The sequence below is a fragment of the Lichenicoccus sp. genome (assembly GCF_965276875.1).
In the GTDB taxonomy this organism is placed as follows: Bacteria; Pseudomonadota; Alphaproteobacteria; order Acetobacterales; family Acetobacteraceae; genus Lichenicoccus.
Genome location: NZ_OZ255701.1, coordinates 3,034,643 through 3,055,126, shown reverse-complemented (window position 1 = coordinate 3,055,126; position 20,484 = coordinate 3,034,643). Strand labels below are relative to the sequence as shown.

The window sequence follows — 20,484 nt, the reverse complement described above, 5'->3', positions numbered from 1 at the left end:
CGATCGAGCCGGAGCAGGAAGGCCGATGCCCAAGCTTCACGGTTTCCGTTCAGCGGTTGAAGACCATCGGTTTTCCGGCCTCTAGAAGGTCCGCTTCCGCGCACCAGCATCCGGTTACAAAGTAGAATGGAGGGGACGCGGGTTGCGTCACGAGGCGCTTACTGCCGGAGGAAGCTCATGTAATTCGGTCAAGCAGTCTCCAAATCCGCGAGCCCTGTCAGCATCCCTTCGCACGACGGCGGCGAGACCGCGGCTTTCTTCAATCCTGTCCAGACAGCCATTCATCAGTCCTGCCAGTTTCTGCACCTGCGGCTGCTCGAGCATCGTTTGATGGGTCCCCGAAAAATCAAGGGCGATGAGTTCTCCGGTGACGGTTTCAGCCCAGCCTGGACGAAGATCCAGCGGCTTTGGACGCTTGGCCTGGAATAGTGCCACGCGCCCGGCATAGAGGCCCGGCCTGTAGGCTGCCACGGCAGGCTGCATGATCTCTCCCAGGGTGAACGGATCGCTCTTCATGACCGGACGCCAGGCGGAGCGCGATAGAATCCGCCGGTAGGCCGATTTGAGGTGCAGGGCCACATAGTTCAGCCGGCCTGTCTTGCTGGCTCGCAACGTTCCGGCGAGATGGTGCCGGAGCTTGGCGAATTCGGCAGCCAGGCTGTCGACCCGTCTGAAGTGGGTGGGGTTCTGCGAGTCGATCATGCATAGCAAGTCGACGATTTGGCCGGATTCCATCAGCTGCGATGCCACCTCATAGGCCAGCACGCCTCCCGCGCAATAACCGCCGATCACGTACGGGCCTTCGGACTGAATAGTGGTGATTGTTCTCACCAGATGCCGCGCGATCGTCTGCAGGTCGGGCTGGAAACCGACTTCCCGCAACTCAGGCGGATGCAGCGTCACGCCAAGGAACGGCCGTTCGGTCCCGAGTGCGTTGGCGAGCGGCAGAAACATCGGACCGCCATCGATCCAGAACAGGCTGGGCCGAGACCCGCTCGGCTGGATTTCGGCGACGAGCGGCAGTGCCGCGTTGTGGGACTCGTCCAGAAGTGCCGCCATGCGTGCGATGGTCGGCGCCTCGAACAATGCCGCCATCGTCAGCCTGCGGCCGAACTCCGCCTCGATGCTCAGCAGCAGCGACACGGCAAGGATTGAATCTCCGCCCAGCTCGAAGAACTCGTCATGCTCGGACAGGTTCTGGACCTTCAGCAAACGCTCCCAGATTGCCGCAAGCCTGCGCGCGCGGTCGCCAGCCGCCGCGATGGTTCCTGAGCGCTCCAAGGCTGGCGGCTCCGGCAGCGCCTTGCGGTCGATCTTGCCGTTCGGTGTCAATGGCAACGCGGCCAGGAAGACGTATCGTGTCGGGATCATGTATTCCGGCAGGGTCCGCCGCAGAAACAGGCGCAAGGCGGCGACGTCCAGAGCGTCACCGGCCGCCACCACCACATAGGCGGCAAGGCTGGGCTGCCCGGACTCGTCCGGCCACGTGCGCACCGCGGCGCCAGCAACGTCCGTGTGCTGTTCAAGAGCCGCCTCGATCTCCTGCGTCTCGATCCGAAAGCCGCGTATTTTGACTTGCCCATCCGCGCGCCCCAGCCATTCGATGACGCCGTCCGGACGATAACGGGCGATATCGCCAGTACGATAGAGACGCGCCGACGGCGCATGCGGGTTTACGATAAAGCGTTCGCGTGTGAGCGCGGGGTTCCGCCAATAGCCGTTGGCCACACCGCTGCCGCCGATATGCAACTCGCCCGGCACACCCGCCGGAACAACGCCGCCGAACTGATCCAGTATATAGGTGGTGGTGTTGCCGATCGGACGGCCGATCGCAACACAGCCATGATCGTCGGGCTCGACCCTCTGGATCGTCGACCAGACCGTCGTCTCGGTGGGTCCGTACATGTTCCACAAGGCGCCGCATCGAGCCCGCAGCTTTTGCGCGAGGTCGCGGGACATGCTCTCGCCACCACACAGGATCCGCAATTCAGGATCGCCCTGCCATCCGGCCGCGATCAGACCTCGCCAGGTGGCGGGGGTTGCCTGCATGATGGTGCAGCGCGATCGGTTCATCAGATCGAGCAGTTGCAGCGGATCGCCGGCTGCCTCACGGCTGGCCAGGATGACCCGGCCGCCGCTGACCAAGGGAAGAAACAACTCCAAAGTGGCGATGTCGAACGCGATGGTCGTCACCGCCAGCAGCGCGTCGTCCGCCCCGAAGCCTGGATCTGCCTGCATGGAAGACAACAGGTTGACAACGGCGCGATGCGGCACCTCGACGCCTTTCGGCCGCCCGGTCGATCCGGACGTGTAGAGAACGTAGGCCGCCGTCTCCAGATTGCCGAGGATGCCCGGAATGATGCCCGGAATGATGCCCGGAATGATGCCGGCTGACTGCCCTGATGCGTCATCGTCGCACAACACCAATCGCGCGGCGGTTTCGGGAAGCATCGGCAGCAGCGATCGTTGCGTCAGACACACCAGCGGCTGCGCGTCCTCGGTGATCATCGCCAGCCGCGCCGCGGGAAAGCCCGGATCGAGAGGCAGGTAGGCCGCACCCGTCTTGAGAACCGCCAGCAGACCGGCCACCAGATCGGGGGATCGTTCCAGGCACACCGCGACCAGCGTGCCGCTCCCGGCACCGGCCGCGGCCAGGCGCCGGGCAAGCTGGTCGGCGCGTCGGTCGAGATCATCATAACTGAGGGTGGCATCGTTGAATTGCAGCGCCGGCGCATCGGGCGTCAGATACACCTGCGACTCGAACCTTCGGTGCAAAGGCAGGTCGGGAACCGCCCGGCATGTGCTGTTCCATTCGAGCGTGATCCGCAGCGCTTCGTCGCGCGTCAGCAAGGGTAGAGTGTCCAGCGGACAATCCGGATCGACCGCAACCCCCTCCAGCAGGGTGACCAGGTGCCCGGCCATGCGTCGAATACTGGCCGCATCGAACAGCGCGTCATCGTAGACAAGCCGGCCGAGCAGACCCTCCGATTGATCATCCAAAGCCAGATGGAGATCCACGCGGCCAGGAGGCGCCGTCATGTCCGGGCAGCGCGGATTGTCGCCTCCGCAGGACGATCCGGTCGGAAGCGACACGGAGATCAGAGCCTGAAAACCGTCATGATCAATGCCGCCTTCGGCACGGAGCTCCTCACTGTAAAGCGGCACCGCATCTGCTTGCGCATCACGTGCTGCGTGTACGATGTCGCGTATGCGAGCCAAATGACTTCGAAACGACATGCCGCTCGATGACTGCATGGATACGATGATGCCGCGAGGCGAAGCTTGGCCAAAGGGCTCAATCTTTCTGTAATCGGCAAAGCATAAGGTGGCAGTATTGTCCTCGCTGGCATAGCGATGCAGCAGCGTCTTCAGCGCTGCAAGCACCACAATTTCGGTCGAGGCAGTCATGCCGCGGGCCAGCGACTTCAACGCGCTCGCTGACGCCTGCGAAAGCCGAAACACCTCGAACGCTTGGTGAGCAGACGTTATTAAGGCCCGATCAGGGAGAAGTCCGAACGCCTCTCCGACGCCCGTAGTCTCCCGGTCCCGAAACCTGACTTCTGACATTGACATTCTCTTTGGTGATGCCTTGGCGGCACGCGGACGTTTACTGCCACTGATGGATTGCATGACGAGACGTTATCCGGCAACGGGTGCTCCCCGCCGGGCCTGAAACTCGCAAATTATAGGTGGAGCGGGAGAAACCCGCTTGCGGAAATCGGTATGAACTTCGATGACCTTACTGATCAGGACGCCGTTATACTTATTTCATCTACTTTATAGCTCGTTTGCCAATGAGTCTATCCATGTAACACTCACCGTGCGTTAAAATACCATAAACAAATCTGGCGAGAATGGCCGGCGTCTCGTTATCGGATCAACGCGGAAAACGGCTCAGGGACCGTCCAATCAACATCCGTCAGGTCAACGGTAAAATGGAGCCCGTCGCGCAGATGCCGCGCCCCGGGGTTGCGGTCCGCATGGGCCGATGCATCCCTGAGCTCGGGGATTTACCGATCGACGGCAAGCTCCCTTTCACGACCGTGTGCGGTCGCGGCGAGGAGCCTCCGGATCATGCCCGGCCCATGGCATCACGGCGGCAATCGCCGTAGACCCGCTGGCATGCACGATGGTCCCGCAGATCAGCACTTGCCGGTAGCCGAGGCGCTGCCACGTCTGATCGGGGCATTGTCGGCGGGCGCGAACGCGGTGCTGATCGCCCCACCCGGCGCCGGCAAGACGACGCTGGCGCCGCTGGCACTTCTGGGCTGCGACTGGCTCGCCGGACAGCAAATCGTCATGCTCGAGCCACGCAGGCTGGCGGCGCGCGCGGCGGCACAGCGCATGGCCGCGATGATCGGCGAGACGGCGGGCGATTTGATCGGGTTTCGCACCCGGCTCGACCACGCGGTCTCCGACGCCACCCGCATCGAGGTGGTCACCGAGGGGCTGCTGGTGCGCCGCCTGCTCGGCGATCCGACCCTGGACGGGATCGGCTGCGTGATCTTTGACGAGGTGCACGAACGCAGTCTGGATTCCGACTTGGCGCTCGCCTTCTGCCTCGATCTGCAACGCACGCTGCGGCCGGAGCTGCGGCTGCTGGCGATGTCGGCGACCGCCGACGGTGCCGCGGTCGCGAGGCTGATGGGGGCGGCACAAATCGAGAGCGCCGGACGGCAGTTCGAGGTGGAGATCCGCCATACGGCGCGCGCGCCGCCGACGGTGCGCGAGCTGCCCGACGGCATGGCACGGGCGGTGCGCGCGGCGTTCGACGATCCGGCGGGTGCGGGTGGCGACATCCTCTGCTTCCTGCCGGGGGTGGGCGAAATCCGGCGCACCCAGGCGGCTTTAGCCAGCCTCGATGCCGACATCCTGCCGCTGCACGGCGAACTCGCCGTCGCCGAGCAGGACCTCGTGCTGCGGCCGCATGCTGGTGACCGACGGCGCCGACGCGTGGTGCTGGCGACCTCAATTGCCGAGACCTCGCTGACCGTGCCGGGGGTGCGGATCGTCATCGACGGCGGCTGGCGGCGGGCGCCGCGACTGGATCCGGCGAGCGGCCTGTCGCGGCTGGTGACCTTGCGGATCAGCCGGGCGGCGGCGGCGCAGCGCGCCGGACGCGCCGGACGCGAGGCGCCGGGCCTGGCAATTCGGCTGTGGAGCGAAGCCATCGGGCGCGGCTTGGCGGTGCAGGACCGGCCGGAAATCCTCGACGCCGAACTCGCCGGCTTCTGCCTCGATGCCGCCGCCTGGGCAAAGACGATGGGCACGCCGGTGGCCGACCTGCCGCTGCCCGACCCGCCGCCGGCGGGTGCGATGTCGGCGGCGACGTCGCTGCTCACCGGCCTCGGCGCGCTCGACGAGGCCGCCGCGATCACCCCGCTGGGTGCGCGCATGGCCGGTCTCGGCGCGCATCCGCGGCTGGCGGCGATGATGCTGGCGGCGCGCGATCCGGCGGAGGCAGCGTTGGCCGCCGACCTCGCAGCCCTGATCGAGGAGCGCGACCCGCTGCGCCCGCGCGCGGGCAGCAAGGCGGCTGATCCGCCGGCGGAGATCAGCCTGCGCCTGGCGCTGCTGGCGGGTGGAGATCATCCCGATGCCGACCGCGCCGCTCTGGCGCGCATACGCAAGGCGGCGGCCGGCTACCGGCGCCGGCTGCGGGTTGGAGGTGAGGTTGGGGGCGATGCCGCGGCTCTTCTTGCTGCCGCCTTTCCCGACCGGATTGCCCAGGCTAGTGGCGGTTCTCGGGGCGAACCCGGCGCCTTCCGGCTCTCTGGCGGCGGCAGTGCGCGGCTGGCCCGCCATGATCCGTTGGCGGACGCGACCTTGCTGGTGGCGGCGCAGCTGCATGTGGCCGCCTCCGCAACTCGGATCAAACTGGCCGCCCGCCTTGATCCCGAAGCGCTGCCCGCGAGCTTGCGCGCGCGCGCAACGGAGAGTGTGGAAAACGCGCTGGACAGCCACTCCGGCGTGGTGATGAGCCGACGCCGGCTGCGGCTCGGGGCGCTGGTGCTGCGCGACCGCACGGTGAGCGCCGAGCCCGGCGAGACCGCGAGCCTGCTCGCCGCCGAAGCCGCGAGCCGGCTGCGCACCGCGCTGGACTGGAGCGATGCGGCCTGCCAGTTCCAGGCCCGGGTGACACTGGCGCGGGAGTGCGGACTTGATCCGGCCCTCCCCGACCTCTCGGACGCGGCATTGCGGGCCACGGTCGCGGACTGGCTCGCGCCGCATCTGGACGGCATGACCCGGATGGACTCGCTGCTTGGGCTTGATCTTCTGGCCCTGCTGCGCGGTCGGCTCGATCATGGTCAGCGCGCTTTGATCGACAGCCAACTGCCGACCCACCTGGCGCTGCCCGGCGGACGTGCCGCGATCGACTATACCGGCCCGGTGCCGCAGGCGGCGGCGCGCGCGCAGGCGTTCTACGGAATGCGCGAAACCCCGAAGCTGGCGGGCGGCAGGCTGAAGCTGCGCTTGGCGCTGCTGTCGCCGGCGGGGCGAGCGGCGGCGATCACCGGCGATCTGGCGGGATTCTGGGCCGCCGGCTGGGCGGAGACGCGCCGGGCGCTGCGCGGGCGCTATCCGAAGCATGACTGGCCGGAACATCCCGACGCGCGGGACGCGCGATGACAGCCGACGCGCATACCGCGCGATGACAGCCGACGCGCTTACCGCGCGATGACAGCACCCCGGCTTGCCGGTAACATGGTTTCAATGGGAGCAGGCCCGTGGAGATCGTTGGCGTGAGATCGGGTGCGGCGCGCGTCACGCTGTCGCTGATGCTCGCCTGCGCGGGAGCGAGCGCACACGCGCAATCCGACGGGTCAGGCGACATGCTGGCGACCTTGCCGACGGTCCCCGCGGTGCAGCCGGCGCCACCTGCGCCCGCGATGGTCCGCACCGGGCCGCTCAGCTTCGCGCCGCTGGTGCGCGAGGTGGTGCCCACGGTCGTCAACATCGCCGTCATCCAGAATGTCGAGGACGACTCCTCCACGCGGGTGAAGGTCCCTTCGGCGCTGCGCGGCACGCCGCTGGAGAAACAGTTCAAGGAGCGCATGCGGCGGCGGCGCGAGCAGATGCTGGGTGCCGGCTCCGGCTTCGTCATCGATCCCTCCGGGGTGATCGTGACCAACGACCATGTGGTCAGCGGCGCCGAGAAGATCACCGTCTCGTTCGCCGACGGCTCCGAGCTGCCGGCGCACCTGATCGGCGACGACCCGGTCACCGACATCGCCGTGATCGCGGTCCAGCCGCGCAAGCCGCTTGCTTTTGCCCGCTGGGGCGACAGCCGCACGCTGCAGGTGGGCGACTGGATCCTCGCCGCCGGCAACCCGTTCGGGTTGGGCTCGTCAGTGACCGCCGGCATCGTTTCGGCACGCTCGCGCGATATCGGCGCGGGGCCATTCGACGACTTCCTGCAGCTCGACGCGCCGATCAATCCCGGCAATTCGGGGGGTCCGTCATTCAACATGAGCGGCCAGGTGGTGGCGCTGAACACCGCCATCGTCTCGCCGACCGGCGGCTCGGTCGGCATCGGCTTCGGCATTCCCTCCGAGATCGTCGCCCCGATCGTGGCGGAGCTGCGCGCCAAGGGCCATATCGAGCGTGGCTGGCTGGGGGTCACGCTGGAGGATCCCACCGATGCCGGCAGCGGCGCCGACATCGTCGCGGTCGATCATGCCGGACCCGGCATGCACGCGGGACTGAAGCCGGGCGACGAGGTCGAGGCCATCGACGGCGAGAAGGTCGATAACGCGCGTGGCCTGATCCGCTCGGTCGCGGCCGCCACCCCTGGCAGCTCGGTGCGTCTGTCGGTGTTGCGGCACGGCAAGCCTATCGCCATTCCGGTCACCGTCGGTCACCGTCCCGAAGGGGACGGGTAACGCTGAGGGAGGGGACAGATCGTGCGCATCCTGCTGGTCGAGGACGACCCGACGGTTCGAGGCTTCGTCGCCAAGGGGCTGAAGGAAGCCGGCCACGTGGTCGAGCAGGCCGATAACGGCAAGGACGGGCTGTTCCTCGCGGTCAGCGAAAGCTTCGACTGCGTCATTCTCGATCGCATGCTGCCGGGCGGCATCGACGGGTTGCGGCTGCTCGAAACCCTGCGCGGCCAGAACAACGCAACGCCGGTGCTGCTGCTCTCGGCCCTCGCCCAGGTCGACGAGCGTGTCGCCGGGCTGAAGGCTGGCGGCGACGACTACCTGACCAAGCCGTTCGCTTTTGCCGAGCTGCTGGCCCGGGTCGAGGCGCTGAGCCGGCGTGGCCGCGGCGAAGGCGGTCCGCAGACCAGGCTCGTGGTCTGCGACCTGGAGATGGACCTGCTGTCGCGCGGGGTGAAGCGGGCGGGACAGAAGATCGACCTGCAGCCGCGCGAGTTCCGTCTGCTGGAATATCTGATGCGGCACGCGGGCCAGGTGGTCACCCGCACCATGCTGCTCGAAGGTGTCTGGGATTATCATTTCGATCCGCAGACCAACGTGATCGACGTGCATGTCTCACGCCTGCGCCACAAGATCGACAAGCCGTTCCCGACAGCGCTGATCCACACCGTGCGCAACGCCGGCTACATGCTGCGCTCTGAGTAGAGGGGGCCGAATAATGGTGATGGGCCGCGGCGTGGCCGCGCTGCGTCGTCGGCTGCGCTCGGCCAGCCTGCGCCTCGCGGTGGTGCATGCGGCGTTGTTCGCGCTGAGTGCGGCGATCTTCCTGTCGTTCATCTGGTGGGCGACGATCGGGCTGTTGCAGCGACAGGTCGAGACGGCGATCCGCGTCGACGCGCAGGCGCTCTCGGAACGCTGGCAGGAAGGCGGCCTGCCGGCGCTGGCGCTCACCATCCAGGACCGGCTGGAACAGAATGTCGACGACGACGCCATCTACATGATGATCGACCCGCAGGGAGCACGGGTCGCCGGTAACCTGCGCTCCTGGCCGCGTGACGTGACCCGCGCAGACGCCTGGTACCAGTTGCCGATTGCCCGCGCCGGCACCCGCGGCATCGCCGAGGTGCATGCCTTCTCGCTCCCCGGCGGCTTCAGGCTGCTGGTCGGACGCGACGTGCGCGCGCGCATCGTGCTGACGCACCTGATGACCGACACCATGCTGTGGGCGCTGGTGATGGTGGTGTTCCTCGGCGCCAGCGGCGGCCTGGTGCTGCGCGGGCTGTTCAGGCGCATGGTGCGCGACATCGCCCGCACCGCGAGTGCCATCGCCGCCGGCGACCTGTCCCGCCGGGTGCCGCGCTCGAACAGCGGCGACGAGTTCGACCGGGTGTCTCAGACCATCAACGCCATGCTCGAACGCATCGCCCGGCTGATGGACGGGGTGAAGCAGGTGAGCAACGCCATCGCCCACGATCTGCGCACGCCGATTACCCGCGCGCGCGCCCGGCTGGAGGACGCAGCCCTGCACGCCACCGGCACCGAGGAGCTGCGCGCCGCGGTGGAGCGCGCGGTGAGCGACCTCGACGGGATTACCGCGGTGTTCGAGGCGCTGCTGCGGATCTCCGAAATCGAGGCCGGCTCGCGCCGGTCCGCCTTTGCCGAGATCGATCTGGCCCCATTGCTCGCCGACCTCACGGAGCTCTACGCCGCCCTCGCCGAGGACCATGGGCTGCGGCTCGAGTTGGCACTCGCGCCGCCGCTGCGGCTCTGGGGCGACCTGTCGCTGATCCAGCAGGCGGTGGCGAACCTGCTCGATAATGCCATCAAGTTCTCCGAAGCGGGGGGCGTGGTGATGCTGCGTGCCTTCACCCGCGACCGTCTGGTGCTGCTGGAGGTTGCCGACCGCGGCATCGGCATGGAGCAGGCAGACCGGATGCGCGCCTCCGAGCGGTTCTTTCGCGCGGAGTCAGCGCGCAATACGCCAGGCTCGGGTCTCGGGCTGTCGCTCGTGCAGGCGGTGGCACACCTGCATAACGGCAGCCTGACGCTTGAGGACGCGCAGCCAGGACTGCGCGCCACCCTATCGCTCGGGTTGGAGCCGCCGCTGGACCGGCGCGCCAGGCCGGCGGTCGAGGTGCCGCGCATGGAGACGGCTTCATCTTTCAATCATGATGACGCCAGGGCGGACACGGTATCCTCGGATCGATGAATTCAGCGCCTCTCCAGCCTCGCAAGCTCCAGGCTCGCACGCTTCGGCCTGGCAGATCGTGGGGCGCACGCGCAATCGCGGCCGTCTTGACGACGGCAACGATTGCCTGCACGGCCCTGGCGTTGGCGGCTGCCCCGCCGCCCTCGAACGAGATGGCGGGGCACGCGCTGGTGGTCACCAGCGACACCGGCGCCTATTGCCGGACCCTGTCGTCGGCGCTCGACGCCCGCGCCCCGTTGCCGCGCGAGGTCCGCGACCTCAAGACGCAGGGCGAGGGCATGTGCGATCAGGGCAAGGTGCGCGGCGGCATCGCCCAGTTGCGACGCGCTTTGCTGGTGCTGAACCGCGCATCGCAACAAAGCGAGCCCGAACGTTAGGCCTATTTGAGCAAGGCGTGCGCCTCGAAGATCGGGAGCGAGGCGTGCTGGCCTTCAAGGGCGAGCGTCAACACCGAGCCGCCGGACGCCGTGTGCACCGACAGCGAAGACCCAGCGGCCGTCGTGCTCGACGAGAGGAACTTGCCGATATCGGCCATCTGATGGTTCCAGCCGCTTGCGGTCATTGCCGCGCGCAGATCGAGTGTGTCGGAGAGGATGTTGCCAGATAACGTGACCTGCCCGGCGGCGGGAAGCAGGAGCGTGTTGGCATGCCCCAACTCCGTCGCCTGCGCGCCCGCGCCCAGGGTGACCGTAGCACCACTGCCCTGGAGGAACCGCATCGCCGGTTTCGCCGCGGCCTGTATTGGCGCGACAGACGCCGCGTTGCTGGCCTTGGCGTAGCTCATGTCATACAGGTGCAAGTTGACCGCGCTGCTGACCGCGCCGTATTTCGCCGACGTCACCTGGGCGCCGAAGCTTTCGTTGACGCCGCCATCGGCGTGATCGAGCGGCACCTGGCTAGTATTGCGGAAGACTTCGTGTCCGTTGACGTAATAGGTTTCGCTGCCCCGCTCCCAGTCGACGGAGAAGGTGTTCTTCTGCGTCAGATCCACCTTGATCGTGGTCGAGCTGTAATCATTGGCGCCATTCGAGCCTTTCCAATGCACGGTGGCGTAACCGCTGTTGCGCGAGGAGTCGTTGCTCTCCAGCAGATCGAATTCGGCACCCGGCCACTGGTTGTTCGCGGGCCACAAATCGATGCAGATTCCGCCCGCCTGGCCTTTGTCGAGGCTGGCGGTGGCACTGTACAGACCGTAGCCGTCTCCCGCACCCGAGTTGAAGTCGGGCCGCATGAAGCCGGTGCTCGACCAGCCTTCGGACGCCTGCGACGTCAGGGTCAGGGAGCCGTTGGCGAATTTGAAATCGTCGCTCCTGCCCCAGGAGATCGACCAGATCCCATGGTTGAGGCTTTGATCGGAACCGAAATTATCGTTCCAGACAGTATTGTAGGTGACGCCATTGAGCGTGGGCATTCGAGGATTCCATTGCGCGACATGACGCAAACGTCCGCGTCCGCAGCCGCGATGGGCGGGCGCGATCAGAGCGTTTGCGTGCGATCGGTGAGGGGATGGGTGTTATGAGTACGGAACGTTTTCGCCTCGGCGCGGCGCCGCAGCACCGATAAGCGGACGTCGTGCTAGCAGGCTGTGCTGCCCTTGGAGATCCAAGGTCGGGCACGGCACAGTGGCGGGCTTGAAAAGCGACCTGCTATCATGGTGTCTGCCGGCAAACGTTCGTTCTCCCACCCGCCAAGCGGGCCCACAACAATCCTCGAACCGTTATCTTACCGGCGCCCAGCGATTGGGAACCGTTATGATGACTCATCGACTAAATCATGGCCGAAACGGATGCGCAACCCTTGTTCTTACAAAGCCGACGTTTGGACAGCTTCTTTCGTAGGCATATTATCCCATCCTGGCTGCATCTTGCGCAAATCGATGGCATTTTTGTTTCATAGTAAAGCTCTATCGGAATGCCGATCGGATCAGACGAAGACAACCGCGGACCCTGGATCGCTGATACCGAGCAGCGTGACCCGGCTGCCATCGGACATGCTGAGCGTGACGCTGCCGCCGCTGACATGGCTGTGCATGTCGGCGGCCTTGAAACCGAACAGGTCTATGTGGTCGCGCGCCGGCACAAAGCCGCCGATCACATCGAGGCCGCCGGCGGCGCGATTGACGATATCCAGCGTAATCCCGCCCGTGCTCGCGCCGATGGTGGCCGAGCCGCCGCCGGCGACGACGGCCAGCGGGCCGCCGCCGGAGGCGACCAGCATGTTGCCGATCCCCTGGAACAGCAGGCCATAGCCGGTGCCGGTGCCAATCGCCGAAGGGCCGCGGCCGCCGACCACGATCATGTTCGCGCCATGGCCATGCACGACGAGCGAGCCGGTGCCGCCGATCAGGGAGTCTGCCCCTCGCGTGCTTGCATCCACGATGGCAGCACCGCTGCCGCTGAACACCGCCTCGCCGCGCTGTGCCCCGGCCTGCGCCTGGACCAGCAGCGTGCCCGCGCCGCCGACGATGGTGTCGCCGCCGGAGAGGCCGCCGTCGACCGTGGTGGCACCATTGCCGGTGAACATCACCGCAGCACCACCACCACCGCCCCATAGGGTGGTGCTGCCGCCGCCGCCGATCAGGCTCTCGCCGCCGCGCGCCGCGATCAGCACGGTCTGCCCGGTGGCCGAGCCGAACAGCGCATCATTATTGCCGCCGCCGGTCAGCGTCGTGTTGCCGCCGGACGCGACCAGCACGTTGCGCCCGGCGCTGCCGCCGTCATAGACGCCGCCGCCGCTGCCACCGACGACCGTCTCCGAGCCCGCACCCCCGGTGAGCGTGCAGGTGCCCGCACCCCCGACGAAGCTCAGGCTGCCGGCGCCGCCGCTGATCTGGACCGTGCCGCTGGCCATGGTGACCGTGTCATGGCCGGCGCCGGCGCGCACGGTGTCGCCGTCGATGGCGGCGTAGCTCTGCACCGGCTCGGCGAGGATGACCAGGTTGCCGCTGCCGGCGATCGCGGTGGTTTCGGTCTGCACCGTGGCGGCGGCGGGGAGTGCGATCTCGTTGGTGCCGGCACCGGTGCCGTTGCTCAGCCAGACCGCATGGCGGCCCTGAGCGTCAGTGCCGGTGAAGCCGAGCTGGTCGAAATAGGCGAACAGGCCCTGCGGGTCGAGCCCGCTACTGGCGGCATTGGCAGGCGTGATCTCGATGGTGCCGGCGGTGGTGCCGTCAGTGACCCACAGCGACGGGCGGCCGCGCCCGTCAAGTGCGGTGAAGGCGACGTGGTCACCGAACGCGGTCAGATCGCTGATGCCGTTGAAGGCGCCGAGTTCGCGGGTGCCGGCGCCGGTGGCATCGGTGACCCACAGACCGGCGCGGCCCTGGCCGTCGCTGGCGGCGAACAGCAGATCGTTGCCCAGGGCGATCAGATCGCTGACCGCGCTCAGCACCGTGGCCCCATTATTCACGACGATCTGGCGGGTACCCGCACTGGTGCCGTCCGACACCCACAACGCCGAGCCACCATGGGCGCCGACGGCGAAGCCGAACACCGCGAGCCCGTCCAGGGTGGCAAAGGAATCGGCACCGCCGTCCGAGCCGAGATTGGCCGGCGCCAGCGGCCTGGTGCCGCTTGCGGTGCCATCCGTGACCCACAGCGAACTGGCCTGCGCGCCGCTGGCGTTGCGGTCGTTCTGAAAGAGAGTCTCGCCATTGCCTAAGCTGGCGAACGCGTCCGCAACCACGACCGCGCCCGCCGGCGAGACCTGCACGGTGCCGGACGCGGTGCCATCGGTGCGATACAGCATCTGGTCGGTGACGCGGAACGGATCGGGTGCGGCGCTGAAATAGAGCGTGCCGCCGACCACGCAAAAGCCGCTCGCGCTCAGGCCGCTAGCGAGCAGCCTGGTGCCGGCCGCAATGCCGTTGCTGAACCATAACGAGTTCACGTGGGTGGTGGGGTTTTCCGCCGCAATCACCGCGCCGCCGCCGAAGGCCACCATCGCATTGACGGTGAGTGCGGCACCGGAGGCGTCGGTGAGGCCAAAGCTGCGGGTACCCGCCTGAGTGCCGTCGGTGGTCCAGAGTCCCGGCATTGTCCCTGTTGCCGCACCGATGAACAGGGTGATGGCGCCGATCCGGACCGGGTCGAAATCCTGCTCGATGGCGACACCGAGATCGATCGCGCCGCCAGCGCTGCCCGGCTCACCCCCCGACACGCTGGCCCAGAGGTCAAGCGTGGTGGTCGCCGGGTTGGTGGCACCGAACAGGATATGCGCCGTCATCGTGCCGCTTTCGCCCGGGGGTGTCGTCGGACCGTAGGGTGCAAAGGTTAACGAATGGTTTTCTCGGGTGCTGCTTGACCAAAACCATTACGGTTCAGCATTATAAAGCCAAATTGTCCGAGCCAAGGCCGATGACCAGTTTACGTGCGCCTGGTGTCGCCTTGATCGGCCTGCTGCTCGTGCTCGGTGCCGCCGCACCGGTCAGCGATCCGCATGAGCTGGTCCTCCGCGACGCCCTGCGCGCGGCGATCGCCACAACAGACAGCATGACCACCCGGATCAGCATGGTCACCCGAATGGACGGCAGCCTGTTCTATCTCAAGCGCGCCGCCGGGGCGCCGAGTGCGCGGCTGGTCATGCGCGACACGGCCGGCCGCGAGACAATGCTCATCGATCAAGCCGGGATCGACGGTTTTGCCGCGTCGCCAGACGCAAGCCTGGTCGTGGTCTCCATCGCCGGCCCCGCGGGCGGCGTCCTGCGGGTGATCGAGACCGCGACCGGCGCCGCTCGGCCCGATCGGATCGAAGGCGCGCGCTTTGCGGCTCTCTCCTGGGCGCCGGACGGCAGGAGCTTCTTCTACACGCTTGCGTCCAAGGCTGGGGCGTCCAGCCCGGCGCATTGGCGCAGCGCGCGGCACGTGCTCGGCGCGGATCCCCGCCGCGACCGCGTGCTCCTCGATTCCGCGCATCTGCCGTTTGCCTTCGAAGGGCGGCCGGCAATGGTGGCGGTGGCGGCGACGCCGGGGTCGGATTTCCTGGTGGCCTGGGTCAGTGACGCGCTGACCGGGCGGTCGGCATTCCATGCGGCGCCGTTTGCGTCGCTGGCGACGACTAAAGCAACGCCTGGGGCGATCCCCTGGTCGCTGGTCGCGGTACAGGCCGATGGCGTGGTGGCAATCGCGGTGCGTGGCGCGCGCATCGACATGCTGACGCGGCGGGTTTCGCCGCAGGGCAGCATCGTCGAGGCCGCTCTGAACGACACGAACGCCTTTGCCCACGGGCGGACGGTCGTAGCGCCAGGCAGCGGCACGCTCACCGGGCTGGGGCTGGCCCGCGACGCGTTGTATTTTGCCCGCCGCGACGGTGCCGCGATGAGCCTGCTGCGGCTGGCCAGCGGCGCGCCGCGGCCGCAGATCGTCACCCTGCCCTTCAGCGGCACGATTGCACCTCCTGGTTCGGATGCCGGCGGCCTGGTCACCGATCCGCGTCAAGCGGGCGCCGATATCGGTCTGCAATCCTGGGTGCAGCCGCTGGTCTGGCTGCACTACGATCCCCGCACCCATAGCGTCGCTGATCTCGGTCTGGTGCCGCCGTTCGCGCGTGGATTGCGCCCCTATCAGGCGATCGAGACGACGGCGCGAGCCGACGACGGCACCCTGATTGCGCTCTCCATCGTCAGCCGGCGTGATACCCCCTTTGACGGCCGGCGGCCGCTGCTGCTCGATGGCGCCGAGGCCTACGATCCGACCTTTATGCCGACCCTGCTGCCCTGGCTTGATGCCGGCGGCGTGTTCGCGGTCGCGCACCTGCGCGGCGGCGCTCCCTCCCGCGACTTCATCGCTTGCGCCGAGTCGCTGATCGCGCGCCACCTCACCGATCCCGCGCATCTGTCGGCAGGCGGCAACGACCTGATCAGTGCTGCGATCATCCGCCGTCCGGACCTGTTCCGCCCCGCGTTGTTGCGGCCTGGGTTGGTCGGTGCGATGCGCGCGCCGCATGCCAACGACATCGCCGACCAGCAGGCCTTCCTGCTGTGGCGGATGGGAGCGTGGCGGATGGCGTCTGGCCCGCAGCCGCCATGATCCAGGCTTGGGAACTGTCGCGCGCACACCGCGCTTGATCTTTGTGTGTCGCAAATTCGTCGCCGACGCCGGAGGTTCGCGCAACCCCAAGCGGAACAGGAAAGAGCAATGGCCAGTGAATCCATCGTCGCGGTGTTCAGCGATCTTCCGCAGGCGGAGGCCGCGATCGCCGACCTTGTGGCATCGGGCGTTCCCGCCGAGGCCATCAAGCACTATCGGCGCGACGGTGCGGCTTCGGAACGGCCCGGCCTCGATACGCAGCATCAGCATCACAGCGGCTTTTGGGCTTGGCTGACCGGCCAGGAGACCGACCAGGGCACGCATGACGCCTACAGCCGCTCGATCCAGTCAGGACACACGGTGGTGACCGTCATCAGCGATACAACCCAGGCCGGTCGCATCCACGAGATGCTGGAGCGGCATAACCCGCTGGACCTCGACGATCACGATGCGCAGGCCGACGCGGCCAAAGCCCTGAGCCCGCCCGAAGCCAGCATGACCGAGCATGGCGCTGGCAGCGGCCGCGTTGCCGATAAGGCTGCGCAGGACGAGCGGACGACAATGTCCGGCAAAGGCAACACCGAAGAGGTGCTGGCGCTTTCGGAAGAGACGCTGCAGGTCGGCAAGCGTGAGATCGATCGCGGCACTACCCGCATTCGGCGTTACACCGTCGAGCGCCCGGTCGAGGAGCAGATCCGGTTGCGCGACGAATTTGTCTCGGTCGTCCGCCGCCCGGTCGCGGACGGCAGGGAGATCGGGGCCGACGCATTCAGCGACCGTGAGGTGGTGGTCACCGAGTCTCATGAGGAGGCGGTTGTCGGCAAGACGGCGCGCGTGGTCGAGGAAGTCGTCGTGCAGAAGGATACGAGCGAGCGCGTCGAGACGATCCGCGACACGCTTCGCCGCGACGAGGTCGAGGTCGAAGGTCCCGAACACCGGCAGATCCAGACCGATCACGAGCCCGACCGGACGGTCTAAAGCGACGAGAGCGGCGGCGCGATGCTTTCCAGGGACTTGCCTTCGGCGTCGACGCCGAGCACCAGGGCAACGATCGCGGCAATCAGCATCAGGACGGCGGCGCCGACATAGCCGAGCGCCAATGGACCGGCGCCGCCGACTTCGATCAGTTCGCCGAATAGCCAGGGTGCCGCGGCGCCCCCGATGACCGTGCCGATGGCATAGAACAAGGCGATCGCCAGCGCCCGTATCTCCAGCGGGAACACTTCGCTCGCGGTGAGATAGGCGGACGAGGACGCCGCGGAAGCAAAGAAGAACACCGCGACCCACCCAAGCGTCTGGGTCAGCGCATCGAGCCTGTGAGCGGCGAACAGGGCAGCCACCAGCAGCATCAGGATCCCGGCAATGCCGTAGCTCGCAAAAATCATCCTCCGGCGTCCGATCGTATCGAACAGCGGTCCGAGCAGCAGTGGGCCGATGAAATTGCTGATCGCGAGCGGCAGGATGAACAGTCCGACGTCGCCACCGGGGACATGCTCGTAGCGCACCAGCACGAGGCCATAGGTGAAGAATACGGCATTGTAGAGAAAGGCCTGGGCGATCATCAGCACCAAAGCGAGGACGCTGCGGCTTCGGTAGGCCCCAAGCATCTGCCGGAGCACCGCTCGAAAGCCGAACCGCTCGCGCGTATGCACCAGCATCGTTTCATGCACGTCGCTCAGGCGCAGGCCGTTGCGGCAGACCCGCTGCTCGATCTCGTCGGTGATCCGCTCGCCTTCCGCCACCCGGCCGTGCGTGCACAGCCAGCGTGGACTCTCCGGCACCCAGCGTCGCAACACGATGACGATCAGCCCGAGCACGCCGCCGATGGCAAAGCCGAAGCGCCACCCCAACCCGACCGGCAGGATGTCGCCGCCAACCAGAAAGATCGAGCCGCCGGCGCCAAGCGCCGCACCCGCCCAGAACGAACCGTTGACGATCAGGTCGACCCGCCCGCGCAGACGTGCGGGGATCAGCTCGTCGATGGCGGAGTTGATCGCCGAATATTCGCCGCCGATGCCCAGGCCCGTGATGAAGCGAAACAGCGCGAAGCTCACGAAATTCCACGAGCAGGCCGACAGCAGCACACCCGCGATATAGACACCAAGGGTCAAGCTGAAGATCGCCTTGCGTCCGACCTTGTCGGTCAGCCATCCGAACACCAGCGCGCCGACGACAGCACCCACCACATAGAGCGAGGCGGCGCTGCCGACGTTCGCGGGCGTGAGTGCCAGCGTGTTGTGCTGCTGCAGGACCGGGCCCAGCGAGCCGACGATGGTGACTTCCAGGCCGTCGAGGATCCAGGTGATGCCGAGTGCGACCACCACCAGCATGTGGAACCGGCTCCAGGGCAGCCGGTCGAGCCGCGCCGGCACCGTTGTGCGAACGGTGCCGCCAGGCTGATTCAGGATCGGCCCTCCACCCGCTCGATCAGCACCTGCACCACCGACGGGTCGGCCAGGGTGGTGGTGTCGCCAAGCTCGTCGGTCTCGCCGGTGGCGATCTTGCGTAGAATACGTCGCATGATCTTGCCCGAACGGGTCTTGGGCAGATCGGGCGCGATCAGCACGGTGTCGGGGGCGGCGTAGCGGCCGAGTTGCGCACCGACATGGCGCTGCAACTCGGCCTCGATGCCAGGGCGCGGAGCCTTGGCGGACTTGAGCACCACGAAGGCGAACAGCGCTTGGCCCTTGATGTCGTGGGGTATGCCGATGACCGCGGATTCCGCCACTTCATCATGCGCGCCGAACGCGCCCTCGACCTCGGCGCTGCCGATCCGGTGGCCGGACACGTTGACTACATCGTCGACCCGGCCGGTGATCCAGTAATAGCCGTCGGCGTCGCGACGGGCGCCGTCGCCGCTGAAATACAGGCCCGGATAGGTGCTGAAATAGGTCTGCACGAAGCGTGCGTGGTCGCCCCAGATGGTGCGCGCCTGGCCGGGCCAGGAGCGGTCGATGCACAGTTGCCCCTCCGCTTCGCCGGCCAGCGTTTGGCCCTTGTCGTCGACGAGCAGCGGGCAGACCCCGGGCAGCGGCAGCGTCGCCGAGCCGGGCTTTTGCGCGATCGCCCCCGGCAGCGGTGCGATCATGATGCCGCCGGTCTCGGTCTGCCACCAGGTGTCGATCACCGGGCAACGATCGCCGCCCACCTCGCGATGGTACCAGAGCCAGGCTTCGGGGCCGATCGGCTCGCCGACGGTGCCAAGGATGCGAAGGGAGGCGCGCGAGGTGGCGCGCAGGGCTGCCGGGTCCTCGCGCATCAGTGCGCGGATCGCGGTCGGCGCGGTGTAGAAGATGGCGACCTGGTATTTGTCGATGATTTGCCACCAGCGTCCCGGCTGGGGCCAGGACGGCGTGCCCTCGTAGAGCAGGCTGGTGCCGCCATTGGCGAGCGGGCCATAGACGGTGTAGCTGTGCCCGGTGACCCAGCCGATATCGGCGGTGCACCAGAACACCTCCGGCGCCTGGTAGTCGAACACCGCGGCATGGGTGAAGCGCGCCCAGACCAGATAGCCGCCGGTGGTATGTAGCACGCCCTTCGGTTTGCCGGTGCTGCCCGAGGTGTAGAGCAGCATGAACGGGTCTTCCGCCCCCATCACCTCGGGCTCGCACTGGTCGGGCTGGCTTGCCACCAGTTCGGCGTAGTCGAGGTCGCGGCCGCCCTGCATGGCGACGGTCTCGCCGGTGACGCGCAGCACCAGCACGTGCTCGATCGAGGCCGATAGAGCGTTGGCGAGTGCCGTGTCGGCGGCCGCCTTGAGCGGCACCCGCTTGCCGGCGCGGCGGCCGGAATCCGCGGTGATCAGCAGCCTGGCGCCGCAATTGCCGATGCGGTCGGCGACGCTGGCCGGCGACAGCCCGGCAAACATCACCACATGCACCGCGCCAATGCGCGCGCAGGCGAGCATCGCAATCGCGCCTTCCAGCACCATCGGCAGGTAGATCGCAACCCGATCGCCCTTGCCGACGCCGATCGCGCGCATCGCATTGCCGAGCCGGCAGACCTCGGTGTGCAGTTCGGCATAGGTGAGCGTGCGGCTGTCAGTCTCGTCCTCACCCTGCCAGATCAAGGCCGGTTGGTTGCGGCGCGCGCGCAGATGACGGTCGAGGCAGTTCACCGAGACGTTGAGCTGACCGTCGCCGAACCAGGAGATACGCACATCGTCGCGGAAGCTGCTGTTCGACGCCAGCGTCGGCTTGCGGAACCAGTCGAGCTCCCCTGCTTCCTCGAGCCAGAACCCGTCCGGCTCCTGAGCCGCGTGGTTCGAGAGCACGCCGTGCTGTGACGCGGTGATGCGGGCGGATGCGGCAATCTGCGGCTTGACGTGGAAGATCGACCCCGAACTCATGATGCGCACTCCCGGACAAGG

Annotated in this window: 12 protein-coding genes; 7 read left to right on the top strand and 5 right to left on the bottom strand. The window is 67.3% G+C overall.

All coding sequences use genetic code 11. The features are described 5' to 3' along the window. Positions 1 to 147: 147 nt before the first annotated feature. Positions 148 to 3,567 carry a non-ribosomal peptide synthetase gene (locus ACQY4K_RS14830; RefSeq protein ID WP_428390966.1) on the bottom strand — a complete coding sequence of 1,140 codons (3,420 nt, stop codon included), beginning with the start codon at positions 3,565 to 3,567 and terminating at the stop codon, positions 148 to 150. Between the two features lie 555 nt (positions 3,568 to 4,122). On the opposite strand from ACQY4K_RS14830, the gene hrpB reads away from it, so the two are divergent. From hrpB to ACQY4K_RS14805, 5 genes are all read left to right on the top strand, one after another. Further along, complete coding sequence (gene hrpB, locus ACQY4K_RS14825; protein WP_428390965.1) at positions 4,123 to 6,630, top strand: ATP-dependent helicase HrpB; 2,508 nt, start codon at positions 4,123 to 4,125, stop codon at positions 6,628 to 6,630. Between the two features lie 149 nt (positions 6,631 to 6,779). After that, the gene (locus tag ACQY4K_RS14820) at positions 6,780 to 7,883 is read left to right on the top strand and encodes a S1C family serine protease (protein WP_428396144.1); all 1,104 of its coding nucleotides are present in this window, start codon (positions 6,780 to 6,782) and stop codon (positions 7,881 to 7,883) included. A 21-nt stretch (positions 7,884 to 7,904) separates the two neighbouring features. After that, positions 7,905 to 8,585, top strand: coding sequence for a response regulator transcription factor (locus ACQY4K_RS14815; protein ID WP_428390964.1), 681 nt, complete (start codon positions 7,905 to 7,907; stop codon positions 8,583 to 8,585). Between the two features lie 13 nt (positions 8,586 to 8,598). Then, positions 8,599 to 10,089: a sensor histidine kinase gene (locus ACQY4K_RS14810; protein ID WP_428390963.1), complete on the top strand. Its 1,491-nt coding sequence runs from the start codon at positions 8,599 to 8,601 to the stop codon at positions 10,087 to 10,089. Between the two features lie 86 nt (positions 10,090 to 10,175). Then, positions 10,176 to 10,466, top strand: a complete 291-nt coding sequence (locus ACQY4K_RS14805) for a hypothetical protein (RefSeq protein WP_428390962.1) — start codon at positions 10,176 to 10,178, stop codon at positions 10,464 to 10,466. 2 nt (positions 10,467 to 10,468) lie between these two features. On the opposite strand, the gene ACQY4K_RS14800 is transcribed toward ACQY4K_RS14805, so the two are convergent. Both ACQY4K_RS14800 and ACQY4K_RS14795 read right to left on the bottom strand, forming a co-directional pair. Continuing rightward, the gene (locus ACQY4K_RS14800) at positions 10,469 to 11,500 is read right to left on the bottom strand and encodes a glycoside hydrolase family 16 protein (RefSeq protein ID WP_428390961.1); all 1,032 of its coding nucleotides are present in this window, start codon (positions 11,498 to 11,500) and stop codon (positions 10,469 to 10,471) included. Between the two features lie 512 nt (positions 11,501 to 12,012). Then, positions 12,013 to 14,313 carry a beta strand repeat-containing protein gene (locus ACQY4K_RS14795; RefSeq protein WP_428390960.1) on the bottom strand — a complete coding sequence of 767 codons (2,301 nt, stop codon included), beginning with the start codon at positions 14,311 to 14,313 and terminating at the stop codon, positions 12,013 to 12,015. A 131-nt stretch (positions 14,314 to 14,444) separates the two neighbouring features. On the opposite strand from ACQY4K_RS14795, the gene ACQY4K_RS14790 reads away from it, so the two are divergent. Together ACQY4K_RS14790 and ACQY4K_RS14785 are read left to right on the top strand one after the other, a co-directional pair. Further along, positions 14,445 to 16,115, top strand: a complete 1,671-nt coding sequence (locus ACQY4K_RS14790; protein WP_428390959.1) for a hypothetical protein — start codon at positions 14,445 to 14,447, stop codon at positions 16,113 to 16,115. A 108-nt stretch (positions 16,116 to 16,223) separates the two neighbouring features. Further along, positions 16,224 to 17,093, top strand: coding sequence for a YsnF/AvaK domain-containing protein (locus tag ACQY4K_RS14785; RefSeq protein WP_428390958.1), 870 nt, complete (start codon positions 16,224 to 16,226; stop codon positions 17,091 to 17,093). Here ACQY4K_RS14785 and ACQY4K_RS14780 read toward each other — a convergent pair. Both ACQY4K_RS14780 and acs read right to left on the bottom strand, forming a co-directional pair. Next, positions 17,090 to 18,520, bottom strand: a complete 1,431-nt coding sequence (locus ACQY4K_RS14780) for an MFS transporter (protein WP_428396142.1) — start codon at positions 18,518 to 18,520, stop codon at positions 17,090 to 17,092. The genes ACQY4K_RS14785 and ACQY4K_RS14780 overlap by 4 nt on opposite strands. Further along, positions 18,517 to 20,463, bottom strand: coding sequence for an acetate--CoA ligase (acs, locus tag ACQY4K_RS14775; RefSeq protein ID WP_428390957.1), 1,947 nt, complete (start codon positions 20,461 to 20,463; stop codon positions 18,517 to 18,519). The genes ACQY4K_RS14780 and acs overlap by 4 nt, the downstream gene beginning before the upstream one ends. Positions 20,464 to 20,484 lie beyond the last annotated feature (21 nt).